Raw genomic sequence first — 24231 nt, 5'->3', positions numbered from 1 at the left:
CGGCCCTGCTGCTGATGAGCGGATGCGGACCGCTGGGCATCGGCGGGATCGGCATGGAACCGGCGGCCACCGAGCCGAGGCGCCCCACCGTGGTCACCCTCGGCGACTCGGTGCCGGCCGGCACCGGCTGCGACTGCACCGCGTTCCCGGAGCTGTACGCCGAACGCCAGCACGCCGTCTCGACCAACCTGGCGGAGGCCGGGCTGACCTCGGCCGACGTCCGCGCCCAGCTGGACGATCCGGAGGTGCGCGACACCCTGCGGCAGGCCGACGAGGTGCTGCTCATGGTGGGCGCCAACGACGTGGCCGACCTGTTCACCGACCCGGAGGCCGTCACCACCGCGGCGACCGAGGTCCGCACCAACGTCCGGGCGACGGTCGACGCCATCCAGCGGATCCACCCCAGCACCGTGATCGTGCTCGGCTACTGGAACGTCGTCCGCGACGGCGAGGTGGGCGTCTCCGAGTACGGCGAGACCGGGGTGAAGGCATCCACCGAGACGACGGACGCCATCAACGACGCCCTCGCCGAGGCGGCCGAGGACGGCGGCGCCACCTACGTGTCCACCGGCCCGGCATTCCACGGACCGGACGGGGAGAAGGACCCGACCGCCCTGCTGGTCGCCGACGGCGACCACCCGGACGCCGCCGGCCACACGGCGATCGCCCAACTCATCCCGGCGCTACAGTCGGGTTCATGATCGTTGATGCGGCGCCGCTGTTCGTTGCCGCGGACGTGCACGGGCACCGCGCGGAGCTGCACGACGTACTGCGGGACGCGGGTCTGGTCGACGCCGCCGGTCGCTGGTCGGGCCGGGACGCCCGGCTGTGGTTCCTGGGCGACTACGTCGACCGCGGACCCGACGGCATCGGCGTCATCGCGGACGTCCAGCGGCTGACCGGTCAGGCCGCCGCGGCCGGCGGTGAGGTCGGTGCGCTGCTCGGCAACCACGAAGTGCAGCTGATGGCGGCCCACCTCTTCGGCACGGCGCCGGTACCCGGATGGGACGAGCCGGACGGTTTCCGAGGTGGCTGGGCCCGCTTCGGCGGCCGCGACGACGACCTGCGCCGGCTCACCGACACCCACGCCGCCTGGATCGTCTCCCGGCCGGCCATGGCCGTCGTCGACGATCACCTGCTGGTCCACTCCGACACCACCGCCTACCTGGAGTTCGGCGAGAGCGTGGCGGCCGTCAACGCGGCCGTCGCCGCCAGCTTCGCCGGCCGCGACATCCGCGGCTGGGCGGAGTTCTGCCGGCGGATGAGCGCCCGCGGCGCCTTCCGCGACAGCGAGACCGCGACGCCGGACGATCCGGTCGGCACGATGCTCCGGACGTACGGGGGGAGCATGCTGGTGCACGGGCACAGCACGCTGACCAAGTACTTCGGAGTCGCACCGGGGGAGGTGGCCGAGGGCGTGCGATACGCGGGAGGCCGCGTCCTCGCAATCGACGGCGGCGTGTACGAGGGCGGCCGGATCCTGCTCACCCGGCTTGTCTGATCCGCTCCGCAGGTCGGATCGACGTTATGGACGAGGGTATGGACGACGTTCGGAAAGATGCCAGTGAGTCCGAGTTGAGGAGTGCGGTTCTCGGCCTCGGGATGCTCTGCGAAGGGATCGACAATGCTTTTCGCGGGGCGATTCGAGCGGGGGGTTCCGAGGGTGCCGACGCGGCCAGTTTTCTGGCGGTGTATTCATCCGCCAAGCGACTCATCAAACTGATCAGGATGGCGCAAGGGACGCATCAACTCCGCGGGCGGGCTGCCGCGGAGGTCGATGGTGATGTGGACAATCAAGGATGCGCTGCTTGAGTTGGATGCCCTCCTGTGACCTCATGCCGGTAAATCCGGCTTACCGAGCTCGCTTGACGACGTTAGGGGAGCAGTCTTGGTTGGTTACGGCCATCATGGTCAGACGCCGCGCGTGGCGGAGGCCGAGGATCTGCAGCGACGCTTGCGGAGTCAGGTCGACCTTTCGAGTCGGCTCGAATCTCGTCCTCGGTCGGTAGTGGGTCTCGACGTCTCCTATGAGAAGGAGACGAACCGCGTGTGTGCGGCCGCCGTCGTGATCGAGCTGGAGACTCTCGAGGTGAGAGAGACGTCGCTCTGCTTCGGGGAGGCGGCGTTCCCGTACGTGCCCGGCCTGCTGGCGTTCCGGGAAGTGCCGATCCTGACGGAAGCGCTGGCGCGGCTTGCCAGTGACGTCGAGGTGCTGGTCTGTGACGGCTACGGGATCGCGCACCCGAGGCGATTCGGTCTGGCGTGCCATGTCGGCGTGGTGACGGGGTTGCCGTCCTTCGGTGTCGCCAAGACTCCGTTCACCGCCGGGTTCGTGGAGCCTGAGGCTGGGCGGGGGTCCTGGTCGCCGCTCTCCGAAGAGGGTGAGGTTCTTGGTCGTGCGCTGCGTACACAGAACGAGGTCAAGCCGGTCTTCGTGTCGGTCGGTCACCGGATAGGCCTGGACCAGGCGTGCGAGTTGACCCTGGCGCTGAGTCCGAGATACCGGATACCGGAGGCGGTTCGTCAGGCGGATATCGCGTCGAGGCGCGCTCTGCGCCTGCCCCGCTGATTGCTGTGGGACATGTGCCCAGAAGATCAGAAGCCCGGCTCCCTGAACGGGGCCGGGCTTCTGATCTGACTTCTTCGTAGCGGGGACAGGATTTGAACCTGCGACCTCTGGGTTATGAGCCCAGCGAGCTACCGAGCTGCTCCACCCCGCGTCGGCCTGGCAACGTTAGCACGACCGCCGCCGCCGTCGTCCGGTGGGCTTCGTCACCGGTGGTGTCCGGGCCGTTCTCACCTGCGGGAGTAGGCGCCCTCGAGGCGCCGTCAGCGGCGGAAGCGGGCCACGGTTTCCTGGATTGCCGGGCCCGTCGCCGACGCTGCCTGGGCCCAGGATTCGAACTCCAGGCTGGCGGCGAAGTCGGCCGTCGTCGCCGTGCGTACCGAGGTCTTGATGTCCCGGGCGAGGGCCGGGTCGAGGGCCGCCCAGCGGGCGGCGCGGTCGTGCGCCGCGGCCAGCGGGTCGTCGGCGAGGGTGCCGGCCAGGCCGAGGCGGACCGCTTCCGGGCCGTCGACGCTGCCTCCGTCGAGGAGGAGCTGCATCGCTCGTTCCGGCCCGAGCGCGCGGGTCAGAAACCAGGTGCAGCCGCCGCCCGGGTGCAGGCCGATCTTGGTGAAGGAGGCGATGAGGCGGGCGCCGGGGCCGACGATGCGGGTGTCGCAGGCCATGGCGAGGTTGAGGCCCGCGCCGACCGCCGGGCCGTGGACCGCGGCGATGGTGGGGATCGGCAGCGCCAGGACGCGCAGGAAGCTGTCGTAGACGCGGTGGAGGTCGGTGCGGATGTCGGCTACCGCGCGGCTGGTGTCGCCGAAGAGGGCCGGGAGGTCGGCGCCGGCGCAGAAGGCGGGGCCGGCGCCGGTGACGACCAGGGTGCGGGCGTGGGGGTCGGCGGCCACGGCGGCGATCGCTTCGGCCAGCTGGTCGCGGAGCTGCTCGTCGATGGCGTTGCGGCGGTCCGGGTCGTTGAGGGTCAGGGTCCAGCGGCCGTCGTCGGTGCGTTCTAGCAGGACCTTGCTCACGCTGAACCTCCTGGTTGTCATGCGGCGCCGGCCGAGAGTGCACGTGCGACGCCAGCCGAGGGTGGTCATGCGGCGACGGGCGAAGGTGGATCTTGTGGCGCCAGAGTCACCATAAGACGGCGCGGTGGATCTTGTGGCGCCAGAGTCACGATAAGACGGCGCGGTGGGCCTTGTGGCGGCGGCCGTCAGAAGACGACGCGGCCCCCGGCGGGGGATGCCGGGGGCCGCGTTCGGGGGGAGAGATCAGCAGTACGTGACGCCGGAGCCCTTGCCCCACTTGCAGGAGTCGATCGACTTGCCGGTGTTGGTACGCAGGTACGCGGTGTCGCCGGAGTTGTTCCAGACGTAGCCGGTCCGGTTCCAGTAGCGGTGCTGGGCGTCGGGCCGGCCGTTGGTGCCCTTGCCGGTGTGCACGTACGCGTACTTGCCGGCGCCGAGCCGGAAGTCGCTCGAGAAGGTGTAGACCTTGCCGGAGGCGTCGCGGATGGTCCAGCCCTTGAGGTTGATGGTCGCCTTGGTCTTGTTGGTCAGGCGGACCCACTCGCCGTTGAGGCTGCTGTTGCTGCCGCTGTCGGCGCCCGGCGAGTTGTACTGGATCTTCGTGAACTGGACGGCGCCCGCCTGGACCGACGGGGTCGCCGGCTTGGGCGCGGTCGGCGTCGTCGGGGTGGTGGGGGTGGTGGGGGTCGTGCCGCCGCCGGTGCCGCTGCCGTTGCCGACGTTGAGGGAGATGGTCGAGCTCGTGCCCCGCAGCAGGTTGTTGTCCGCGTCGGCGTCGATCACCACGCGGTAGGACTGGACGCCCGAGCCCTGGCCGGTCAGGGTGGTCGAGTAGGTGGCCGTCTCGCCCGACTGGACGGAGAAGCCGTCGGCGACCTCGCTCCAGGTGCCGCCGTTGTCGCGCTGCACGTGCACGTGCAGGCCGGGCTGGCCCGGGTCGGGCTCGACGTTGACGTTGACCGTGCCGTTGCTGGCGGTCATCTGCACCGACGGGACGATGCCCACGGCGACCGAGATGCGGTTCGACTCGACGCCGCCGGCCTTGACGTAGAAGCGGAAGCCGGAGTCCAGGTCCCGGGAGAGCGTCCAGCGGCCGGAGCTGTTGGCCGTGGTCGTGATGTAGGTGCCCGCGCCCCGCGTGTAGTCGGGGGACGGGTAGAAGTCGTTGAACTTGTACGCGGACTCGTACAGCTCCACGGTCGCACCCGCCGGGGCGGTGCCGGTGAGCGTGATCGGTCCGAAGCCCTGGCGGCTTGCCGGCGCCGAGATGGTGGGCGCGTCGGCGGCGGCCGCGGGGGCGGCGAGGCCGAGGGCGGCGACGCAGCCGAGGGCGGCGGCGACGGCCGTCTGGCGTGCACGCATCAGCAGAACTCCTTGCGCATTGAGGGGCGGTCACCGCAGCGTAATGACAATAACTGAGCGTAGTCACCCGTCCTGTCGGCCCTGGTTATTGGCCGGTTGGCTGAGCGTGGGGACGACGCTGAGTTACTTTGGGTCACTTAAGGAAGTTACCTGGCGTAACGGTACTATGCCGTGAATCGGTCACGGCTAGGGTGTCTTCCATGACCGAGCTGGTGTTGCGTGCCGACTGCGGCCGATGTGCCGGGCTGTGCTGCGTGGCGCCGGCCTTCGCGAAGTCGTCCGACTTTGCGATCGACAAGCCCGCGGGCCGGGCATGTCCCCACCTGCGCGACGACTTCCGCTGCGGAATCCACGACCGGCTGCCGCAGCGGGGGTTTCCCGGCTGCGTGGTCTTCGACTGCTTCGGCGCCGGTCAGCAGGTCACCCAGGTGACCTTCGGCGGCCGCGACTGGCGGGCCACGCCCGCCATCGCCGCCGGCATGTTCGCCGTCCTGCCGGTGATGCGCCAGCTTCACGAACTGCTCTGGTACGTGACCCAGGCGCTGGACCTGCCGGCCGCGCGCCGGCTGCACCCCCGGCTCGAGACGGCGCGGGAGGAGACCGTCGCCCTCACCGCCGGTACGCCGGACGAGCTGCTCGCGCTCGACCTGGACGCGTACCGGAGGAAGGTCAACCCCCTGCTGCAGAAGGCGAGCGAGCTGGCCCGGGCCGAGGCCGGCCCCCGCCGGGCCGACCATCGGGGCGCCAACCTCATCGGCCGCCGCATGCGAGGTGCGAAGCTGCGCGGGGCCAGCCTGCGCGGCGCGCTGCTGATCGGCGCGGACCTGCGCGAGGCCGATCTGCGGCTGGCCGACTTCACCGGCGCCGACCTGCGCGGCGCCGATCTGCGCGGGGCGGATCTGCGCGGCGCGCTGTTCCTCACCGAGTCCCAGCTCAAGGCGGCGGTGACCGACGGCCCCTAGGATGAAGCCGGTCGATCGGTCGAGTGCGGGAGCGTGTCGCCATGCGGGTTTCCGGCCTCGTCTGGGCCTTGACGGTCGCCGGCATCGTCGGCCTGGTCCTGTTCGACTTCTTCTTCCACGTACGCCGCGCGCACATCCCGTCGCTCAAGGAGGCCGGGATCTGGTCCGGGGTGTACGTCGGCCTCGCGATCGTGTTCGGCGTCGGCGTGCTCGTCCTGGGCGGCCGGGACATGGGCGCCGAGTACTTCGCCGGCTGGGTCACCGAGAAGGCGCTCTCGGTCGACAACCTGTTCGTCTTCCTGGTGCTGCTGGGCAGCTTCAAGGTCCCGCGGGCCGACCAGCAGAAGGTGCTGCTGTTCGGCATCGTCTTCTCGCTCGTGGCCCGGACCGGGTTCATCTTCCTGGGCGCGGCGCTGATCAACTCGTTCGCCTGGGTGTTCTACCTCTTCGGGCTGATCCTGCTGATCACGGCCGGCCACCTGTTCAAGGGGGAGGGCGAGCGCTCGCCCGACAACATCGTGATCCGGGTCGCCCGGCGCTACCTGCGCACCTCGGACACGTACGACGGCGACAAGCTGTTCACGGTCCAGGACGGCAAGCGGGTGATGACCCCGATGCTGCTGGTCATGGTCGCGATCGGCGGCACCGACATCCTGTTCGCCCTCGACTCCATCCCGGCCATCTTCGGCCTGACCCAGAGCGTCTACCTGGTCTTCACCGCCACCGCGTTCTCCCTGCTCGGCCTGCGGCAGCTCTACTTCCTGCTGGACGGGCTGCTGGACCGGCTCGTCTTCCTGTCGTACGGGCTGGCGGTGATCCTGGCCTTCATCGGCGTGAAGCTGGTCCTGCACGCGCTGCACGAGAACAACGTGCCGTTCATCAACGGCGGCGAGCACGTGGACGTGATCGAGATCAGCACCGTCATGTCGCTGAGCCTCATCGTCGGCGTGCTGGTCGTCACGGTGGCCGCGTCGCTGCTCAGCCCGAAGGGCCGGGCCCAGACGTACGTGGCCGCCGCGCGCCGGCACGCGGCGGAGTTCCTCGACATCGAGACCGACCCGCGGTACTGCGACGAGATCTACCACAAGCTGCTCGACGAGGAAGCCCACCTCAGGAGGCTGCCGGCGAAGTACCGGGCGCGGATCCGCGAGGAGCGGGAGCTGATGGAGCTGCTCCGCAAGGCGCACCGGGTGCACGACGAGCGCGTGGCCGAGGGCACCTGCTACCGCCCGTGAGCGTCCCGGGTCAGCGCTGGCCCCGCGGGCTCGTGCCGCTTTCGTGCTCCGCGCGATGGCTGCCGCTCTCGTGCTCCGCGCGGTGGGCCGGGGCCGTGACCTTGGCGGAGTTGGCCGCGAACCGGGCGGCGGTCCGCCGGATGCGCTCGGCCCGGTCCGCGAGGTCCGTGGTCGGCTGATCCGCGGCCGGCTGATCTCCGGCGTGGTGATCTCGGGCGTGGTGATCTCCGGCGTGGTGATCCGCGTCGTGGTGGTCCCCGGCGTGATGCTGCGTGACCGGCTGATGCGGCGGGTGCTCGGAGGAGCGGTCGTCGCCGGTCCCCTCCGGCAAGCCGGCGGCGACCAGGTGTGCCACCCGGGCGGCCAGGCTCGCGGCGCGGGAGGCGAGGTCGGGCTCGGTCTGGTGCGCGGCCTGCTCGGCGGCCGCGGCCTGCAGGGCCCGTGCCTCGTCGGCGGCCCGGCCGGGCCGATAGCCCGGCAGCCGGCCCGTGCCGCCGCCCACCACCGCACCGTGCCCCGCCGACGGCGAACCGGAGACCGGCCAGGCATGCCGGGCTTGGCCGGACTCGGAACCGGCAGGCCGCACCCGGCCGGCCTCCGGTACGACCGCGTGCGCGGCGACCCGCGCATGCCGCGGGTGCGCCGCCACCGTGGGTCCGGCGGGCCGGGGGTCGGGTACGGCGGCGGGCTCGGCGTGCCTCGCGGGCGCCGCCGGCTCCGGCGGGGCGTCGGCCGGGGCCGGGCGCGGCACCGGGAGGGCGCCGAGCATGGACACCGTCTGCCCCTCGCCGCCCTGGAAGTTGGTGAACTCCGGGCCGATCAGCATCCGCGACAACATCCGCGCCTGGGGCTCCGTCAGGCCCAGCTTGGCCGCGTTCTCCACCCGGAATCCGGCGATCGCGTGCCGGATGACGTTCGCGAGCCGGTCCGCCTCGCGCGCGTCGGTCAGGTCGCCGCCCGCGAAGACCAGCGCCGGGAACGAGCCGTCGGCGCCGCCGCAGACGAGCTGGATCTGGGTCACCGCCGCGGCGCGCCCGGGCGTGCGGGAGCCCGGCTGGACGCGGATGTGCTGCGGGTACAGCCAGCGCAGCTCCCCGGACCTGATCTCCACGTCGTCGCCCGAGCCGGCGGAGGTGTGCGCGTACGCGATGCGGCGGTCGGTGACGAGCACCTCGGTCGCCTCGGGCAGCGTCCACCGCGGCAACGAGGCGGCGCGGTCGAAGGCGTACTCGGCGACGGCGCTGCGGCCCCGCCAGAGGGCGCGCTCGCCTCCCTGCAGCGGGCCGAAGACGTCGGGCAGGTCCTGCATTATTCGATTAGATCCGGCCGTGGAAAGCCGGACAAGTCGTGCCGCTGTCAAATTACCGCCGGGTCACATTGATCATCCGCACGGCGGGACGAGCGGTGCACCTTCGGACGGCATCTGCCGTACCCGGGTCTACGATCTCGCGCCGAACAGGCCGTCCGGCGGTGCGGGGGAGGCCACCGCGTCGGCGTCGGTGACCGCCGGCCGGCCGCCCGTGAAGCGCGCGAGGTCGGTCTCGACCCGGCCCGGGAACCAGTCCCCGGCCGCCCGCCGGCTCAGCTCCGCCACCGGCAGCGGGGTGCGACCGGCGACCACGACAAGGTTGCCGAAACGGCGTCCGCGCAGTACGGCGGCGTCCGCGATCAGGCAGGCCTCCGGCAGCACCGCGCGGATCGTGGCGACCTGGGTACGCGCGTACGCCAGCGGCGGCCCGTCCGCCACGTTGGCGACGAGCCGTCCCGCCGGGCCGAGCACCCGCGCCACCTCCCGGACGAACTCCACCGACGCCAGGTGGGCGGGGGTGCGCGCGCCCGCGAACACGTCGACGATCACGAGGTCGTACCCGCCGTCGCGCATGCCGGCCACCGCCTCGCGCGCGTCCGCCACCCGTACCCGGAGCTTGGCGCGGGGATCCCACGGCAGGGCCGCGCGCACCAGGTCGACCAGCGCGCCGTCGATCTCCACCACGCGCTGCGGCGAGCCGGGCCGGGTGGCCGCGATGTAGCGGGGCAGCGTCAGCGCCCCGCCGCCCAGGTGCAGCACCCGCAGCGGTGCGCCCGCCGGCGCGAGCAGGTCGATCGCGGTGGCCATCCGGCGGATGTACTCGAACTCGAGGTGGGCCGGATCGCCGAGGTCGACGTGCGACTGGGGTGTGCCGTCCAGCAGCAGCGTCCAGCCGCCGGGGCGGTCCGGATCCGGCACGAGCTCGGCGACGCCGGAGCCGACCCGCTCCACCCGCCGCTCGCCGCGCCTGCGCTGTGCCACGGCTGCACAGTATGTCGGTTGCGGTTGGGGAGCGGCCGCCCGGGAACCCGACGAAGATCGTGACGCCCGCCGACGACGGAAGGTGTGACGGCATCCGCGGAGTTCCTCCCCGACGACCCGTTGCTGCACCTGCTGCGCCGCGCCACGTACGGTCCGACCCCGGCCGCCATCGCCGAGATCCGCCGCCTCGGTGCGAAGGCGTGGCTGGAGCGGCAGCTCAAACCCGCCTCGATCGACGATCCGGTGGCCGACGGCCTGGTCGCCCGCTTCCCGCTGAGCGGCCTGACGGTCGACGGCATCCGCGCCAAGGTCCGGGCCGGCGCGGTCCGCCAGTACGGCTGGGAGCCCATGTTCGAGGTGGGCTTCGCCGCGCTGGCCAGGGCGGTCTGGAGCGAGCGGCAGCTCTTCGAGGTGATGGTCGACTTCTGGTCCAACCATCTCAACGTCACCTGCCCCTCCGGCGATGTCTGGGACAGCCGGCCCGACTACGACCGCGCCGTGATCCGCAAGCACGCGCTCGGCCGATTCGCCGACATGCTCAAGGCCTCCGCGCGGCACCCGGCCATGCTCACGTACCTGGACAACCGCTTCTCCACCCGTGCCGCGCCGAACGAGAACTACGGCCGGGAGCTGCTCGAACTGCACACGGTCGGCCTGGGCTACACCGAGTCCGACGTCAAGCACGCCGCCCGGCTGCTCACCGGCCTGACCGTGAGCTGGCAGACCGGCCGCTACCGCTACGACGCCGGCCAGCACGCCACCGGGGCCGTGCGGATCCTCGGCTTCCGCCACGCCAACAAGACCGCCACCGGCGGCGAGGCCGCGGCCATGGCGCTGCTCGACCACCTGGCGCTGCATCCCGCCACGGCCAGGCGGATCGCCACCAAGCTGTGCGTCCGGTTCGTCGCCGACGAGCCGCCGGCCGCGCTGGTGACCCGGCTGGCCAAGGTGTACCTGGACAACAGGAGCGCGATCGTGCCGGTGCTGCGGGCACTGTTCACCTCGGCCGAGTTCGCCGCCTCGGTGGGCGCCAAGACGCGGACGCCGTACGAGGACGTCGTCGCGACCGTGCGCGCCCTCGGCCACGGGCCCGAGAAGTCCGGAATCGCGGCGATCAAGGCGCTCTACTGGACCAGCGAGGCGGCCGGGCAGGCGCCGATGGCCTGGGCGCCGCCGAACGGCTATCCGGACGTCGCCACCGCCTGGGCGTCGCCGTCCGGGCAGGTCATCCGCTGGAACGCCCACCTCAACATCGCCGCCGGCTGGTGGCCGACCACGCTGCAACGGCCGTCGCCGCTGACCGAGTACGCGGGCGGCACGCTGCCGGCCACGTACGGTGCGCTGATCGACGCGGTGGCGACCCGGCTGCTCGGGCGCACCGTGACCCCCGCGCACGCCACCGCGCTCGCCGCCTTCTACGGCAAGACGCCGGCCAGCCCGCTGAAGCCCGGCGACGCGGCGGCGGGATGGGCCTTCCCGTACCTGCCGGCGTTGCTGCTCAACTCTCCCTACTTCGCGCTGAGGTGACCGTGACGGAGATGACGGACTGCGGCTGCCGGGTCAGCCGGCGCACGCTGCTCGGCGCCGGTGCCGCGGGCGCCCTCGCCGGCCTGGTCGGTGACCAGCTGGCGACCCAGCTCGCGTTCGCGTCGCCGGGCTACGGCGGGGACGTCTTCGTCCTGCTGTCGCTGCGGGGCGGCTTCGACGGGCTGTCGGCGGTGGTGCCGGCCGGCGATCCCGCCTACTACGCCGCGCGGCCCGGAATCGCCGTGCCCAAGCGGCAGCTCATCGGCGGTGACTCGTACTTCGGGCTGCACCCGGCGCTGGCGCCGCTGCTGCCGTACTGGAAGGGCGGGTCGCTGGCGGCGGTCCAGGCCGTCGGGCAGCCGGCGCCGAACCGCTCGCACTTCGCCGCGATGGAGGAGCTGGAGCGGGCGGCGCCGGGCACCTCCATCCGTACCGGCTGGCTGGACCGGCTGATGGGCGGCCTGGGCGCCTCCGGGGCGTTCGACGCCGTCTCTCTGGGCGGGGCGATGCCGGCCCGGGTGCTCGCCGGGCCCGCGCCGGACCTCGGCCTCACCGCCGTCGACAAGTTCGTGCTCTCCGGCGAGGGCAAGGGCCGCCCGATGGTCGACACCATGGCGGCCCTCTACGCCGACGCACCCGCCCCCCTCGCCCGGACCGCGGCGATGACGACGTCGGCGCTGGCCACCGCCGCGACGCTGAAGGCGGCCGGGTACACGCCCGCGAACGATGCCGCGTACCCGGACACCGAGCTGGGCGCGGCCCTGCGCGACGTGGCCCGCCTGATCAAGTCGGACGTGGGGTTGATGACCGCCTGCGTCGACTCCGGCGACTGGGACATGCACGAGAACCTCGGCACGGCCGCCCCCGGCAAGCGGATGTACGACCACCTCGCCGACCTTGCGGCCGCCCTCGCCGCGTTCGCCCGCGACCTGGGCCCGGCCGGCCTGGGCCGGGTCACGCTGATCACCATCAGCGAGTTCGGCCGCCGCGTCGGCCAGAACGGCTCCGGCGGGCTCGACCACGGCTACGGCAACGCGATGTTCGTGCTCGGCGGCGGCGTCAAGGGCGGCAAGGTGTACGGCCGCTGGCCCGGGCTGGCCGCCTCCCGGCTGGTCGACGGGGATCTCGCGGTGACCACCGACTACCGGGCCGTGATCGGCGAGATCCTGCGCGCCCGCTGTGGGCTGCCGGACGTCGCCGCGGTCTTCCCGGGAGTGTCGGCGTCCACCCTGGGCCTGGTGCGCTCCCGCTAGCGGCACCCGGCCGCCCGGTCAGCCGCGGCGGAGGGCGAAGCGCACGTGGGTCAGGCCGCCGGCCTGCCGGATGGAGAGCCCGTCGCACAGCTGCTGGACCAGCCACAGCCCCATGCCGCCGATCTCGCCCTGCCGGGGCAGCAGATAGCCGGCCAGCGGGCTCGGGCCGGTCGGGCCGTCGTCGGTCACCTCGGTCACCACCGCGTCGGCGGTCAGCCAGATGCGCAGCTCCCGGTGGGTGCCGCCGTGCCGGATGCTGTTCGTGCCGACCTCGCTGAGGGCCAGCACCAGGATCTCCACCCGGTCGGCGGGCAGCCAGCCCTCGGCCGTGGCGCGATCGCGGACCAAGGACCGCAGGCCCGCGACGGTCTTGTCGACGGGGACCGCCACCACCGGCTCGCCGGAGACCGGCCACGGCGCCTCCGGCGTCGCGGCCAGGAACTCCTCGGGCGTCTCGTACCGGGCGTTGTCCCGCCAGCCGCCGTCGTGCAGCCGGGGATGGGTGCGCACGGCGGCGGTCAGCAGCGTGGCGGGCAGGCCACGGCGGTCGTACGCGCACAGCAGATGCCCGTCCAGCTCGGCGAGGCTGCGGTTGAGGGCCGACTCGAAGCGCAGCCACGGTGCATGCGGCCCGGCGTACGGAATCTGCCCGACCAGCCGCACGAACGGGCTGCCGTCGGCGGCCGCGGTGCGCAGGATCCGCGCCCAGCCCGCGATGGTCCGGGCCGGGCGGACATACCACTCGTCGGCCGGCAGGAACCGCACCGAGCCGGCTTCCCCGGCGAGGGCGTCGCGCAGCACGCCGACACGGTCCGGCGGGGCGGCGACCGCCACGGTCTCTCCGCGCCCCAGTCCGTCCTTGACGAAGCCGCTCAGCAGGGAGGCGTACGCGTCGTCGGTGTCGTAAAGGAACGCCGAGTGGGTGAACACCACCTCGCCTCCTCCGAGCACCGCTGATCGACCACGGTAACACCCGTACCCGTCGGGCCCCGCGGCCGAGGACGCCCGGTGCACCGCTGCGGGTGAAAGGGGGACCCGGAAACGGGAATTCCGCCCTGTGGCCGTCTCCCGCCGGTCCACACTGGGCCGGTCCAACGAACGCGGGGGTGAGCGGTGTCGGGTACGGGAACCAGCATGCTGGCCGAGATCATCGGCGAGGTGCCGAGGCGGCCGTCCGAGCCGCCGGCGGCCGGGGAGATGTCCGTGATCATCGCCGCCGCCCAGCACCGTGCCGGGCCGCCGCTGAAGATCCGGCGGCACGACTCGGACGAGGGGCCGGCGTACTGGCGGTGGGACTGCGCGAGCTGCGGGGAGTACGGCGGCGGGCGGCACCACCCGGACGCGGTCAGCCGGGCGATGCGGCACTGCGCGGAACACCCGGAGCACGGTTCGTCGCTGCTTCCGCCGGCCCGCTGCCGGGAACGCGACCACCGGCTGGCCGTGCACCCGATGCTGTTCGCGCTGGACGACGACCCGCCGCCCCCGCCGCTCTCCGTCTGAGCGGCGCGGCGGCACGGGCGGCGGCGAAGGCGTCCGGGCCGGCCCGGCGAACTCAGCCCGGTCCGCCCTTCCGCGCATTCAGGACCTCGGCGATCCGGGCCACCCGCGGATCCGCCACGATCTGCTCCAGGCCGGTGCGCAGCGGCCGCCGCCAGTTCGGGTACTCGTCCGTCGTACCCGGCAGGTTGGGCTGGTCCAGCTCGCCGAGCACGTCGTAGAGGGACGCGGTGACCAGCCGGCACGGGGTGCGCGCCAGGAACTCGTGCATCGCGACGACGATCTCCTCGGGGGTGCTCGACGCCGTGATCAGGCCGTCGGCGGTGAGGCGGTCGAGAAGCTGGGCGCGGTCGCGGTCGGCGTACTCCCGCTCCTGCTCGACCGGCCCGGCCAGCTGGCCGAGCTCGGCACGGACCCGGACCTGCTCCCCGGCGAGGAAGCCGGCGGCCGTCGGCAGGTCATGGGTGGAGACGCTGGCCAGCGCGTTGCGCGGATACCGGGCGGCGGGCAGGTAGCCCTCGTCCGGATCGTCCTCGTAGTCCCGGGTGAACCAGAGCACCGCCGAGCCGAGCATGTTCATGTCTTCCAGCGTCCGGGTCACCACCGGCAGGACCGTGCCCAGGTCCTCGCCGACCACCACGGCACCGGCCCGGTGCGCCTCCAGGGCCAGGATGCCGAGCATCGCCTCCGGGTCGTAGTGCACGTACGTGCCCTCGGCCGGGCCCATCCCCGGCGGCACCCACCAGAGCCGCCACAGCCCGGCCACATGGTCCACGCGCAGGCCGCCGGCGTGCCGGAAGATGCGGCGCAGCATGTCGCGGTAGGCCGCGTACCCGGTGGCGACGAGCCGGTCGGGCCGCCAGGCCGCGAGGCCCCAGTCCTGGCCGAGCTGGTTGAAGGCGTCCGGCGGCGCGCCCGTGTGCACGCCCGCCGCGAGCACGTCCTGCAGGAGCCAGCCGTCGGCGCCGCTCGGGTCGATGCCCACGGCGAGGTCGTGCACGATGCCGATCGGCATGCCCCGGGCCCGGGCCGCCTCGTTGGCCGCGGCGAGCTGCTCGTCGAGCAGGTGCTGCAGCCACACGTGGAACGCGACCCGGTCGCCCTTGCGGGCGGCGCGGACCTCGGCGGTGTCGGGACGGCGCAGCGGCTCGGGCCACCGCTGCCAGTCGGCGCCGTGCTCCTCCGCGAGCACGCAGAACACGGCGAAGTCGGTGAGGCCCGGATCGGCGTCGAGGTCCACCTCGCCGGCGAGCGGCCAGAGCAGCTCCAGGGCGGCCCGCTTGGCCTGCCAGACCGCGCTGTAGTCGATCAGCCCGTCCGCGCTCGGGTCCGGCCGCAGCGCGTCCACCCGGGCCCGCAGCGCCGGATCGGCCGCGCGGTACGCCGCGGTGTCCGCCACCCGCAGGTACAGCGGGTTGGCGAAGCGCCGGCTGGACGGCGAGTACGGCGACGCGGGCACGGGCAGGGCCGGTGTGACCGCGTGCAGGGGATTGAGCAGGATCAGCCCGGCGCCGTGGTTCGCCTCGACCAGGGTCCGCAGGTCGCCGAGGTCGCCCATGCCCCACGAGGCGTCCGAGTGCAGCGCGTAGAGCTGCACCATCCAGCCCCAGGTCTCGGGCGGCTCGCTCAGCCGGGCCGGCACCACGACCAGCGTGACCTCCTGGTCGTCGACGTTCAGCCGGTGCCACCCCAGGGGCAGGTCGGCGGGGATTCCGGTGACCTCGCGCGCCGTACCGTCCTCGAGGTGGATCGTCCCGGCACCGACCGGCGGTCCCGCCTCGCCCTGCCGGACCACGACCGTGCCGGGGAGCCGGTGCTGTTCCTTCGCGGTGCGGATCGCGGTCAGCTCCCGCTGGATCGCCGCCTGGGACGTCGCGTCCACCCCGAGCAGGCCGAGGACGCCGACGACCGACTCGGCCGCCACGTCGCGGCGCTTGCGCTGCCAGTCCTCGTACCAGGTGGCCACCCCGTGGGCCTCCGCCAGCGCGCTCAGCTCAGCGTCCACTACCGCCCCCTCGTCATCGGTTCCTGCCCCATACCCTTCCTTGATTCCTCTAGTCCCTCCACAGGCGGGTCTTGCGGTCACCCGGCAGACTGGGGGCCATGTCTTCGGCGAAGTGGTGGGCCCGGCTGAGCGCGGCAGTGACGGGCATGGTCCTGACCCTGGTGGTGCCCGCGCACGCCTGGGCGGCGAGCAGGGGCGTGGACGGCCTCGTCGTGGAGGCGGTGAAGTCCCCTCGCCGGCGCAGCGGCTTCGGCTTCCTGCCCATCCTGGGCGGCGTCTGCTGCCTGGTCGTCGTGGGCGGCATCATCCTGGCGCTGGTGCTGATTTCGCGGAACCGCAAACGACGCTGAGCCCCCGCCCCTACCGTCGTGGGGGTGAGGATGCGGGCGAACATGGTCGCGCTGGGCGTCGGGGTCGCGGCGGTCTGCACGGTTCCGCTGGCCATCACGATGACCGCGGACGCCTCCGCGGACGTCCTGCTGTCCCGCCGCCACGCGGTTCTCGCATCGAGCGCGAAGGACACGGCCCGCACCGGCGCCATGGCGGTGGACGGCGACACGACCACGCGATGGACGAGCGGCACCAACCCCGGATCGCAGTGGCTGCGTCTCGACCTCGGCCGGGCGCAGGCCATCACCCGGGTCCGGCTGATCTGGGACGCCTCGTTCGCGCGCACGTACCGGCTGCAGCTCTCGGCCAACGGCGTGACCTGGACCGACCTGCACCGGCGTACCGGCGGCGACGGGGGCATCGACGACATCAAGCGGCTCCGGGGGTCGGGTCGCTACGTGCGGCTGCTGGCCACCCAGCGCGCGCAGGCGTCCGGATTCTCCCTGCGTGAGCTCCAGGTTTTCGGACCCGGGCCCGCGGCGGCCGCGGCACCCGTGACCACCAGGTCGGCATCGGTCCCGCCGGCCGCCGCCGGGCTCGCCACCCCCGCCAAGAAGGAGCTCGCGCTCCGGCTCGTCTCCAGCGCGGAGAACTCCACCCTCGACTGGCGCGAGGAGTTCGACTACATCGAGGACATCGGCGACGGCCGCGGCTACACGGCCGGGATCGTCGGCTTCTGCTCCGGCACCTCGGACATGCTCGCGCTGGTCACCGAGTACACCCGGCGCTCACCGGGGAACAAGCTCGCGAAGTACCTGCCGGCCCTGCGCGCGGTCGACGGCTCCGACTCGCACAAGGGGCTGGACCCGGGCTTCACGGCCGCCTGGCGGGCGGCCGCGGCCGACCCGGTGTTCCGCAATACCCAGGAGGACGAGCGGGATCGCATGTACTTCGACCCCGCGGTCACGCTGGCCGTCGCCGACGGACTGCGGGCGCTGGGTCAGTTCGCGTACTACGACGCGGCGGTCATGCACGGCATGTCCGGCCTCCGGGAGATCCGCGCCGCGGCGCTGCAGGCCGCCAAGACCCCGAAACTGGGCGGCGACGAGACGGTCTTCCTGGAAAGGTTCCTCGACGCCAGGGTCCGCGAGATGCGCACGGAGGAGGCCCACAGCGACGTCAGCCGTGTCGAGACCGCCCAGCGCACCTTCCTGCGCGCCGGCAACCTGGACCTCAACGCGCCCTTGACCTGGCGCGTCTACGGCGACCGCTACGCCGCCTGATCAGGCCCGGGCCCACTTCTGGTTGCCGGTGCCGGCGCAGTCCCAGAGCTGGAGCGGGGCGCCGTTCGCGGTGTTCCAGTCCTTGACGTCGACGCACCGGCCGGCGGAGACGTTCACCAGGTCGCCCGCGGCCGAGAGGGTGAACCGCTGCACCGGGTCGCCGTTGCAGGTCGCCAGCTGGATCGGCGTGCCGTTGCCGAGGCCGCCACCCGCCGGGTCCATGCACTTGCCCATCGCGCGCAGCGTGCCGTCGCCCTGCGAAGTCCACTTCTGCGCGGTGGTGCCGTTGCAGTCCCACAGCTGCAACCGGGCGCCGTCGACCGGGTTGGCGGCCGGGATGTCGATGCAGCGGCCGCTGGAGGCCGATCGCAGGGCGGTGGCGCCGCCGCTGCCCTCGTCCGTCCAGGCCGAGACGCGGACGTAGTCGACGAGCATCGTCTGCGGGAACTGGGTGGTGGCGTCCGGGTAGCCGGGCCAGTGGCCGCCCACCGCCACGTTGAGAATCATGAAGAAATCGTGGTCGAAAATCCACGGGTCACCGCCGAGGCTGGCGGGGGTGACGCGGAAGTACTCGGTGCCGTCCAGGTACCAGACGATCAGGCCGGGCGACCAGTCGATGCGGTAGGTGTGGAAGGCGTCGCTCAGCGGTGTGCCGACCGTACGGCCGGCGCCGATGCCCTCGGCTCCCGCGTAGCCGGGGCCGTGCACCGTGCCGTAGACCGTGTTCGGGTCCTTGCCGACGTTCTCCATGATGTCGATCTCGCCGGTGGCCGGCCAGTTGCCGCCGCCGAGCATCCAGAACGCCGGCCAGATGCCCTGGCCCTTGGGGACTTTGATGGCGGCTTCGAAGCGACCGTACGTCTGGGCGAACCTGTCCGCCGTCAGGATCCGGCCCGAGGTGTACTGGCAGCTCCCGTAGTGGCACAGGTAGTTGGCCGGGTTCTCGCGGCGCGCGGTGATGGCCAGGTGGCCCAGGCCGTCGTGGCTCACGTTGCTGGTCGAGCTCGTGTAGTACTGCTGCTCGTTGTTGCCCCAGCCGCTGCCGCCGAGGTCGAACTTCCACTTCGCCGGGTCGACCGGGGTGCCGGCCGCGCCGCTGAACTCGTCGGAGAAGGTGATGCCGCCCACGGCGGCGTGGGCGGCATCGGTGCGGGAGGTGGCGGCCAGGCCGCCCGCGAGGGTGACCGCGACCACGGCCGCGGCGAGCAGGGTGCGCATGGGAACCTCCGGGGTAAGAGGCCGTTCAATTGTTTACGCAGTCTTTACAAATCGACTGACGTCAGTCAATGAACGGCCGGTACCGGAACCCCGGAGGCTCCTTCTGCTCAGAGTTTTTTGAAGAGGCTCACCAAAGTGGTCGGCTCCCAGCCGGGCAGCGCGGTGTGCGCCTCGAGCACCCGGTAGTCCTTGCCCTTGAAGCGGACGACGTCCCCGGCCTTGTAGTCGGTGAACGTCTTCCACGGCTTGGCGGCCGCGGCGGCCGGAGCGGACGTCGTCGGCGGGGCCGCGGGCGGCTCGGTCTTGGCCGGGGGAGTCGTCGACTCCTCCACCGGCGGCGTGGTCGGGCTCTGCGCCGGCGCGGTGGTCGCCGGAGCGGTGGTCGCCGGCGCGGTCGTCTCCGGAGCGGTGGTCTCCGGAGCCGGCGACGACGGCGGGGCCGACTGCTGCGGGGCCTCGGGCGAGGCACCCACGCGGACGAAGTCGACCTCCATCCGGGCCGGCAGGTCCGCCTCGCGGGCGTCGGTGACGAACAGGCTCAGCGTCAGCCGGAACAGCTGGTCCGTCCCGTTCTGCGGCGGCGCCATCTGCTGGAGCACCTCACCGTCGCGGGACAGGGCGACCGACTCCGGGCTCCAGGCGAGCGTGTAGGTGTGGAAGTCGCCGTCCTCGACCGGGTCGGCGAGCAGGTTGACGGCGGCGTTGGTGCCGCCGGCGCCGAACAGGGCGAACGCGGGGCGCAGGCCGTCGCCGTCGCCGGGAACCTTGATCTTGGCCTCGACCTGCCCGGAGGCGCGGCGGAACATGCTCTTGGTCACGAGCTGGGCCGAGGTGAGGCCGCTGCGCTCGCTCTCGCGGGCCACGATTTCCAGGTTGCCGTCGCCGTCGAGCCGCGCGTTGCGGGTGCTCTGGCGGAAGGTGAGACCGCTGCCGGTGGTGGCGGTCCGCAGGAACCACTTCTGCGGGTCGACGGTGCTGCCTTCGGGGCCACGGAACTCGTCCGAGAACTCCTCCAGCGAGGGGATGGTGGGGATGGTACGGCGCCACTCCGACGCGTCCGCACTGTCGTTGCGGGTCGGGAGCCAGATCGCGGTCACCAGACCCGCGCTCGCCACGGCGAGCGTGAGGACGAGCCGGGGACGGATCCAGGCAGGTTTGAGTGGCGCGCTGTGTCGCGGCACGGGGGGACCTCCGGTGGGCGGGGGTACTTATGCGTCAGTGAGACCTAAGAAGATTCCCGCGGAAAGGTCAAGTGCTCATCCGCGAATCCATAAGAACATTCGGGTTTTCTCATTCCTGTCCGGATCGAGATGTGGAGGTCGTCCCTTCGGTGCCTGATTTGATCTCGAATGTGGCGCCCGGTCCCCGCCCGCCCGGCTCGGTCCGCTCCTGCCATCGAGTACGGCGCGGACCGGCAATTCGTTCACCACGACTGCGAAATGAGTAGGGTCTGCCCATGACGGAGACCAGCGGGCTGCAGACGCCCCTGTGGCGGGCGATCGCCGTGTACCGGATCACCGCCCTGGTCTACGTCGGCATCCTCGTCGTGCGCAACGTCGGCGCGTACGAACGGCCGCTCTTCGCCTGGCCGGTGCTCGCGCTCACCGCGGCCTGGACCGTCTTCACGACGTACGCGTACGCGGAGCCGTCCCGCCGCAAGCCGCCGCTGCTCGTGGCCGACCTGCTCGTCACCATGGGGGTGATGGCCTCCAGCGCGGTGATCGTCGGCCCGGACGCACTCAAGGCCGGTCGCCCCACCCTGGCGGTCGCCTGGCACGTCGCCCCGGTCATCGCCTGGGCCGTCGCCGGCGGCCGGCGCTGGGGCATCGCCGCGGCGCTGGCGATGGGCGCCACGGACCTCGTCGTGCGCAACCACTACGACCAGGCCGCGTTCACCGGCACGGTGCTGATGCTGCTCGCCGCCCTGGCCGTCGGCTACCTGGTCGGCATCGCCGAGATCTCCCAGCAACGCCTCGAACGCGCCATCGCGCTCGAGGCCGCCACCCGGGAGCGGGAGCGCCTGGCCCGCGACATCCACGACTCGGTGCTCCAGGTCCTGGCCCTCGTCAAGCGGCGCGGCGCGGGCCTCGACGGGGAGGCCGGCGAGCTGGCCCGGCTCGCCGGCGAGCAGGAGGCCGCGCTGCGCACCCTGGTCACCGGGCGGACCGCGGACCTCGCCGACGACCACGCCGACGTCGATCTCATGATGCTGCTCGACCCGTACGCGTCGGCCACGGTGTCGGTGGCCGCGCCCGCCGGCCCGGTCCGCCTGCCGTCCCGGGCCGCGACCGAGATCGCCGCCGCCGTGGCGGCCGCGCTGGACAACGTGACGACGCACTGCGAGCCCGGGACGAAGGTGTGGGTCCTCGTCGAGGACGAGCCGGAGTCGGTGACCGTCAGCGTCCGCGACGACGGCTGCGGCATCGCGCCGGACCGGCTCGCCGAGGCGGAGTCGCAGGGGCGGCTCGGCGTCGCGCAGTCCATCCGGGGACGCGTCGCCGACCTCGGCGGCACCGTACGCATCGTGTCCGCGCCGGGTCAGGGCACCGAGGTCGAGCTGACCGTGCCCCGGGCCTCGCTAGGCTGACCCCGTGGCAGTCAGGGTGATGGTGGTGGACGACCACCCGATGTGGCGCGACGGCGTGGCCCGCGACCTCGCGGCGGCGGGTTACGACGTGGTCGCGACCACCGGCGAGGGGCGCCAGGCCGTGCGCATCGCCGGGGCGGCCCGTCCGGACGTGGTGGTCCTGGACCTCCAGCTCCCCGACATCTCCGGGGTGGAGGTCATCAACGGCCTGCTGGAGGCCGTTCCTGGGGTCCGGGTGCTGATGTTGTCGGCCAGCGGCGAGCAGCAGAGCGTGCTCGACGCGGTGAAGGCGGGAGCCTCCGGCTATCTGCTGAAGTCGGCGGCGCAGGCCGAGTTCCTCGACGCGGTGGGACGGACGGCGGCCGGGGACACGGTCTTCACGCCGGGGCTGGCCGGTCTCGTCCTGGGGGAGTTCCGGCGGCTCGCGGTGGAGCCCGCCGGGGACGACGGGACCGCGCCGAAGCTGACCGAGCGGGAGACCGAGGTGCTGCGGCTGGTCGCCAAGGGCCTCTCCTATCGGCAGATCGCCGAAAGGCTGGTTCTCAGCCATCGCACCGTGCAGAACCACGTGCAGAACACGCTGGGAAAGCTGCAACTGCACAACCGGGTGGAACTGACCCGCTACGCCATTGAGAAGGGCCTGGACTAGCGCACGCCCCCGCGGATAGGCGCGGGGGCGCGAAAGGCCGTCAGTGGTAGTTCGGGGCGGTCGTCTCGTGCATGGCGGCCTCCTCGGCCGTGGCGCCACCGCCGGCCATGCCCACGTCGCGGGCGACGCTGTCCGGCTCGTCGTCGAAGCCCGAGCCCTCGTCCGGTTCCACCAGGCGGCCCACCGCTCGCGGTACGTCGTCGTCGAGCTGGCCGTCGTCGTACAGGGAGATCGCGGAGTTCGGGTCCGACGTCGGGCTCTCGCCCCAGACGTCGGCGGCCAGGCGCCGCTGCTCCGGGTCGTCGACGGTCTCGGCGTACGACTCCGGCTGGGGCGGGTCCTGCGCGCCGAAGTCGGGCTCCTCCTGGCGCAGGCGGCGGTCCAGCGACTCGCCCTCGCGCTGCTCCTCCGCGGTCTCGCCGAAGTGGTTGGCGCCGCCCGGTCCCACGCCCGCCAGCGCGGCGGGGTCGGGTCCGTCGGCCCAGCGGGGGCTGTCCACCGCGTCGTAGGCGTTCGAATCGTCGTCCGCGGTATCGGGCAGGCCGGAAGCTTCCGGGTCGGAGACCGCGGTGGGAAAGTCGTCGTCTCGCATACCCGGTGATTACCCCCGGGTGTGGCCTGCCATGCCTGTGGTCTGCACTTCGCCGGCCGGCAGGCTCTCGGCGCCGTCGGCGGGATCGTCCTCGTCCAGGGCGGCCCACACGACCTTGCCGCCGGGCACGGCGAGGCTGCCCCAGCGGCTGGCCACCGAGTCGATCAGCAGCAGGCCGCGGCCGCCGTACGAGGTCACCGGCACCGGGCCGCCGGTGAACCGGGGCGTGACCGGGGACCGGTCGCGCACCGCCACGCTCATGGCGGCGCCGTGCAGCGCGAGCAGGACCGTCATCTCCGTCCGCGCGTGCGCCACCACGTTGTTGACCATCTCGGTGACGACGATGCACGCCGCCCCGGCCAGGTCGGGCAGCTCCCAGCGGGCGCACGCCTCGGTGACCAGCTCCCGGGACTGCCGGGCGGCGCCCACGACCGGTTGCAGGCCGATGGAGAGGAAGTTCCCGGGGGCGGGACGGCCGAGCGCCGTGAACGCCTCCTCGGGGCTCGGCCAGATCGGCAGCCCGCTGCCGTGCCAGCCGGCGATGTCGCCCGCGGCGCAGACCACGAGGTGGGCGCCCGGCCAGTCGGCCGTGGCGTGGGCGACGTCGCGCAGCACGACGACCGCCTCCGGCTGGCCGACCGTCAGGTCGCGTACGTCGACGACCAGCGCCTCGGGCTGTCCGGCGAGCACGTCGAGCAGCGCCTCGCCCACCGCGGGAGCGGAGTCGGCGTCGAGCACCCCGGACAGCCGGACGACCGGATAGGTCTGCCCGCCGTCCACCAGGTGTCGGACCTCGCTCGACATGATCGCTCCATTGTGCATAACGCGTACGGCACTCGCATTCCCGCGCGGAGGAGGTTTAGGGTGACTTGCCCGATTTGGTGCAAAAGCGAGGCATGGTCATGCGCTCCGTTGTACCCCGAGCGCCGCCGCTCATGCACGTCTCAGCGGGCGGCAGGGTGCAGCCGCGCTCCCTCGGCCCGGCGCCCCGACGACGGCCGGACGGTCGCGTGGTGGTGCTGCGGCTCGGCGTAGCGGGTCAGGGCGATGACCGCGCCGAGAGTGACCACGAAGCCGACGCCGGCCAGCCACTCCCGCCCCGGATGGATCCGGTCGCCGAGCAGCAGCAGACCGACGATCGCCGCCGGCACCGCGCCGGCGGCGTCCATCGCGGCGACCGCGGCGGTGGTCGAGCCCCGCTGCATGGCGAGGCCGAGCAGGAGCTGACCCACGATCGAGTGGGCGATCAGCAGGTAGAGCAGCGGGTCGGAGACGAAGTCCCCGGCCGAGTCCGCCATCGCCAGCGGCCGGGCCGCGATCGCCGCCGCCGAGAACGCGATGCCGGCGAGGGAACCGAGCACGACGGAGCCGAGCGCGCCGTGCAGGCGTACCGCGAAGAAGCCGAGCACCGCGATCACCGCGACCGCGACCGCCAGGCCGACCACGCCGGACGTGCCGAGCTGGCGCGAATGCGCCGGCTGGGCCGACAGCACGAGCGCGGTGATGCCGCCCAGCAGCAACGCCAGCAGCGCGACCTCCGCGAGCGGCAGACTCCACTTCAGCACGAGCACGCCGAGCAGCGCCGTCACCCCCAGCCCCGCCGCCACGCTGGCCTGCACCAGGAAAAGCGGCAGGTCGCGGCGCGCCAGGAAGGCGAGGACGAACCCCAGGACCTGACAGACGAGCCCGAGCAGATAGGTACGGTGACAAGCGAGCCGGACCAGCAGTTGCGGGTCGAAAGTGTGATGCACGCTCGTCCGCGCCGCCGCCACCGACTGCAGCATGTTCGCCACGCCGTACGCGGCGATCATCGCTGCGAGGAAGAACCAGCCGGCGGACATCACTGAGCGAGAATAGAC

General features: G+C 72.6%; 23 protein-coding genes, 1 tRNA gene and 1 pseudogene. 13 read left to right on the top strand and 12 right to left on the bottom strand.

The window, feature by feature from the left end:
- The first annotated feature begins 14 nt into the window (after nt 1-14).
- The 4 genes from IEY99_RS01705 to IEY99_RS01690 all read left to right on the top strand — a co-directional run bounded on the left by IEY99_RS01705 (nt 15) and on the right by IEY99_RS01690 (nt 2569).
- Nucleotides 15-701: an SGNH/GDSL hydrolase family protein gene (locus IEY99_RS01705; protein ID WP_229798007.1), complete on the top strand. Its 687-nt coding sequence runs from the start codon at nt 15-17 to the stop codon at nt 699-701.
- Nucleotides 698-1501 (top strand): metallophosphoesterase, encoded by an 804-nt coding sequence (locus tag IEY99_RS01700; RefSeq protein ID WP_189198873.1) that lies wholly within the window; start codon nt 698-700, stop codon nt 1499-1501. The genes IEY99_RS01705 and IEY99_RS01700 overlap by 4 nt, the downstream gene beginning before the upstream one ends.
- A gap of 38 nt (nt 1502-1539) precedes the next feature.
- Entirely contained in the window at nt 1540-1812 is a 273-nt protein-coding gene (locus tag IEY99_RS01695) for a hypothetical protein (protein WP_189198872.1), read from the top strand.
- 142 nt (nt 1813-1954) lie between these two features.
- The gene (locus tag IEY99_RS01690; RefSeq protein WP_229798205.1) at nt 1955-2569 is read left to right on the top strand and encodes an endonuclease V; all 615 of its coding nucleotides are present in this window, start codon (nt 1955-1957) and stop codon (nt 2567-2569) included.
- Nucleotides 2570-2646: 77 nt separating this feature from the next.
- Here the strand turns inward: IEY99_RS01690 and IEY99_RS01685 are convergent.
- From IEY99_RS01685 to IEY99_RS01675, 3 genes are all read right to left on the bottom strand, one after another.
- Nucleotides 2647-2720, bottom strand: a tRNA-Met gene (locus IEY99_RS01685).
- A gap of 109 nt (nt 2721-2829) precedes the next feature.
- Nucleotides 2830-3582 carry an enoyl-CoA hydratase gene (locus IEY99_RS01680; protein WP_189198870.1) on the bottom strand — a complete coding sequence of 251 codons (753 nt, stop codon included), beginning with the start codon at nt 3580-3582 and terminating at the stop codon, nt 2830-2832.
- 243 nt (nt 3583-3825) lie between these two features.
- Nucleotides 3826-4944, bottom strand: a complete 1119-nt coding sequence (locus IEY99_RS01675) for a lamin tail domain-containing protein (RefSeq protein ID WP_229798005.1) — start codon at nt 4942-4944, stop codon at nt 3826-3828.
- A 200-nt stretch (nt 4945-5144) separates the two neighbouring features.
- On the opposite strand from IEY99_RS01675, the gene IEY99_RS01670 reads away from it, so the two are divergent.
- Nucleotides 5145-5906, top strand: coding sequence for a pentapeptide repeat-containing protein (locus IEY99_RS01670; protein WP_189198869.1), 762 nt, complete (start codon nt 5145-5147; stop codon nt 5904-5906).
- A 41-nt stretch (nt 5907-5947) separates the two neighbouring features.
- Nucleotides 5948-6922 (top strand): annotated as a pseudogene (locus IEY99_RS01665) (TerC family protein); the annotation flags it as partial.
- A gap of 229 nt (nt 6923-7151) precedes the next feature.
- On the opposite strand, the gene IEY99_RS01660 reads toward IEY99_RS01665, so the two are convergent.
- The gene (locus tag IEY99_RS01660; protein ID WP_189198867.1) at nt 7152-8450 is read right to left on the bottom strand and encodes a hypothetical protein; all 1299 of its coding nucleotides are present in this window, start codon (nt 8448-8450) and stop codon (nt 7152-7154) included.
- A 129-nt stretch (nt 8451-8579) separates the two neighbouring features.
- Nucleotides 8580-9431 (bottom strand): spermidine synthase, encoded by an 852-nt coding sequence (locus IEY99_RS01655; protein ID WP_189198866.1) that lies wholly within the window; start codon nt 9429-9431, stop codon nt 8580-8582.
- Nucleotides 9432-9515: 84 nt separating this feature from the next.
- On the opposite strand from IEY99_RS01655, the gene IEY99_RS01650 reads away from it, so the two are divergent.
- The gene (locus IEY99_RS01650) at nt 9516-10958 is read left to right on the top strand and encodes a DUF1800 domain-containing protein (RefSeq protein WP_189198865.1); all 1443 of its coding nucleotides are present in this window, start codon (nt 9516-9518) and stop codon (nt 10956-10958) included.
- An 11-nt stretch (nt 10959-10969) separates the two neighbouring features.
- On the top strand, nt 10970-12211 hold the full coding sequence (locus IEY99_RS01645; protein WP_189200517.1) for a DUF1501 domain-containing protein: 1242 nt from the start codon (nt 10970-10972) through the stop codon (nt 12209-12211).
- Between the two features lie 18 nt (nt 12212-12229).
- Here the strand turns inward: IEY99_RS01645 and IEY99_RS01640 are convergent, their stop codons facing one another.
- Nucleotides 12230-13144, bottom strand: a complete 915-nt coding sequence (locus IEY99_RS01640; RefSeq protein ID WP_189198864.1) for an anti-sigma factor RsbA family regulatory protein — start codon at nt 13142-13144, stop codon at nt 12230-12232.
- Between the two features lie 180 nt (nt 13145-13324).
- Between IEY99_RS01640 and IEY99_RS01635 the strand changes: the two genes are divergently transcribed.
- Entirely contained in the window at nt 13325-13711 is a 387-nt protein-coding gene (locus IEY99_RS01635; protein WP_229798003.1) for a hypothetical protein, read from the top strand.
- Between the two features lie 52 nt (nt 13712-13763).
- On the opposite strand, the gene malQ is transcribed toward IEY99_RS01635, so the two are convergent.
- On the bottom strand, nt 13764-15713 hold the full coding sequence (gene malQ / locus IEY99_RS01630; protein WP_189198863.1) for a 4-alpha-glucanotransferase: 1950 nt from the start codon (nt 15711-15713) through the stop codon (nt 13764-13766).
- Between the two features lie 98 nt (nt 15714-15811).
- Between malQ and IEY99_RS01625 the strand changes: the two genes are divergently transcribed.
- Entirely contained in the window at nt 15812-16063 is a 252-nt protein-coding gene (locus tag IEY99_RS01625; RefSeq protein ID WP_189198862.1) for a hypothetical protein, read from the top strand.
- A gap of 30 nt (nt 16064-16093) precedes the next feature.
- Nucleotides 16094-17326 carry a chitosanase gene (locus tag IEY99_RS35055; RefSeq protein WP_189200513.1) on the top strand — a complete coding sequence of 411 codons (1233 nt, stop codon included), beginning with the start codon at nt 16094-16096 and terminating at the stop codon, nt 17324-17326.
- On the opposite strand, the gene IEY99_RS01615 is transcribed toward IEY99_RS35055, so the two are convergent.
- Complete coding sequence (locus IEY99_RS01615; protein WP_189198861.1) at nt 17327-18544, bottom strand: glycoside hydrolase family 16 protein; 1218 nt, start codon at nt 18542-18544, stop codon at nt 17327-17329.
- A gap of 107 nt (nt 18545-18651) precedes the next feature.
- Nucleotides 18652-19725 (bottom strand): carbohydrate-binding protein, encoded by a 1074-nt coding sequence (locus IEY99_RS01610; protein WP_189198860.1) that lies wholly within the window; start codon nt 19723-19725, stop codon nt 18652-18654.
- A 275-nt stretch (nt 19726-20000) separates the two neighbouring features.
- Here IEY99_RS01610 and macS point away from each other — a divergent pair, with 275 nt between their 5' ends.
- Both macS and IEY99_RS01600 read left to right on the top strand, forming a co-directional pair.
- Nucleotides 20001-21131, top strand: a complete 1131-nt coding sequence (gene macS / locus IEY99_RS01605) for a MacS family sensor histidine kinase (RefSeq protein WP_189198859.1) — start codon at nt 20001-20003, stop codon at nt 21129-21131.
- A gap of 19 nt (nt 21132-21150) precedes the next feature.
- On the top strand, nt 21151-21780 hold the full coding sequence (locus IEY99_RS01600; RefSeq protein WP_189200511.1) for a response regulator: 630 nt from the start codon (nt 21151-21153) through the stop codon (nt 21778-21780).
- A gap of 40 nt (nt 21781-21820) precedes the next feature.
- Here the strand turns inward: IEY99_RS01600 and IEY99_RS01595 are convergent, their stop codons facing one another.
- From IEY99_RS01595 to IEY99_RS01585, 3 genes are all read right to left on the bottom strand, one after another.
- Complete coding sequence (locus IEY99_RS01595) at nt 21821-22372, bottom strand: DUF5709 domain-containing protein (RefSeq protein ID WP_189198858.1); 552 nt, start codon at nt 22370-22372, stop codon at nt 21821-21823.
- 9 nt (nt 22373-22381) lie between these two features.
- Nucleotides 22382-23176 carry an ATP-binding protein gene (locus IEY99_RS01590; RefSeq protein ID WP_229798001.1) on the bottom strand — a complete coding sequence of 265 codons (795 nt, stop codon included), beginning with the start codon at nt 23174-23176 and terminating at the stop codon, nt 22382-22384.
- A 140-nt stretch (nt 23177-23316) separates the two neighbouring features.
- Complete coding sequence (locus tag IEY99_RS01585; protein WP_189198856.1) at nt 23317-24216, bottom strand: hypothetical protein; 900 nt, start codon at nt 24214-24216, stop codon at nt 23317-23319.
- Nucleotides 24217-24231: the final 15 nt, after the last annotated feature.

Origin of the sequence: Couchioplanes azureus (assembly GCF_014648355.1) — a bacterium.
Lineage (GTDB): Bacteria > Actinomycetota > Actinomycetes > Mycobacteriales > Micromonosporaceae > Actinoplanes > Actinoplanes azureus.
The sequence above is the reverse complement of the archived record's forward strand: the minus strand, read 5'-3'. Positions and strand labels throughout refer to the sequence as shown.

Bases quoted from the DNA above. Each gene is read 5' to 3' on its own strand.
- IEY99_RS01700 (WP_189198873.1), top strand. From the start codon at position 698: ATGATCGTTGATGCGGCGCCGCTGTTCGTTGCCGCGGACGTGCACGGG.
- IEY99_RS01595 (WP_189198858.1), bottom strand. From the start codon at position 22,372: ATGCGAGACGACGACTTTCCCACCGCGGTCTCCGACCCGGAAGCTTCC.
- IEY99_RS01660 (WP_189198867.1), bottom strand. From the start codon at position 8,450: ATGCAGGACCTGCCCGACGTCTTCGGCCCGCTGCAGGGAGGCGAGCGC.
- IEY99_RS01615 (WP_189198861.1), bottom strand. From the start codon at position 18,544: ATGCGCACCCTGCTCGCCGCGGCCGTGGTCGCGGTCACCCTCGCGGGC.
- macS (WP_189198859.1), top strand. From the start codon at position 20,001: ATGACGGAGACCAGCGGGCTGCAGACGCCCCTGTGGCGGGCGATCGCC.
- IEY99_RS01590 (WP_229798001.1), bottom strand. From the start codon at position 23,176: ATGTCGAGCGAGGTCCGACACCTGGTGGACGGCGGGCAGACCTATCCG.
- IEY99_RS01705 (WP_229798007.1), top strand. From the start codon at position 15: ATGAGCGGATGCGGACCGCTGGGCATCGGCGGGATCGGCATGGAACCG.
- IEY99_RS01675 (WP_229798005.1), bottom strand. From the start codon at position 4,944: ATGCGTGCACGCCAGACGGCCGTCGCCGCCGCCCTCGGCTGCGTCGCC.
- IEY99_RS35055 (WP_189200513.1), top strand. From the start codon at position 16,094: ATGCGGGCGAACATGGTCGCGCTGGGCGTCGGGGTCGCGGCGGTCTGC.
- IEY99_RS01625 (WP_189198862.1), top strand. From the start codon at position 15,812: ATGTCTTCGGCGAAGTGGTGGGCCCGGCTGAGCGCGGCAGTGACGGGC.
- IEY99_RS01670 (WP_189198869.1), top strand. From the start codon at position 5,145: ATGACCGAGCTGGTGTTGCGTGCCGACTGCGGCCGATGTGCCGGGCTG.
- IEY99_RS01645 (WP_189200517.1), top strand. From the start codon at position 10,970: ATGACGGACTGCGGCTGCCGGGTCAGCCGGCGCACGCTGCTCGGCGCC.
- IEY99_RS01600 (WP_189200511.1), top strand. From the start codon at position 21,151: ATGGTGGTGGACGACCACCCGATGTGGCGCGACGGCGTGGCCCGCGAC.
- IEY99_RS01695 (WP_189198872.1), top strand. From the start codon at position 1,540: ATGGACGACGTTCGGAAAGATGCCAGTGAGTCCGAGTTGAGGAGTGCG.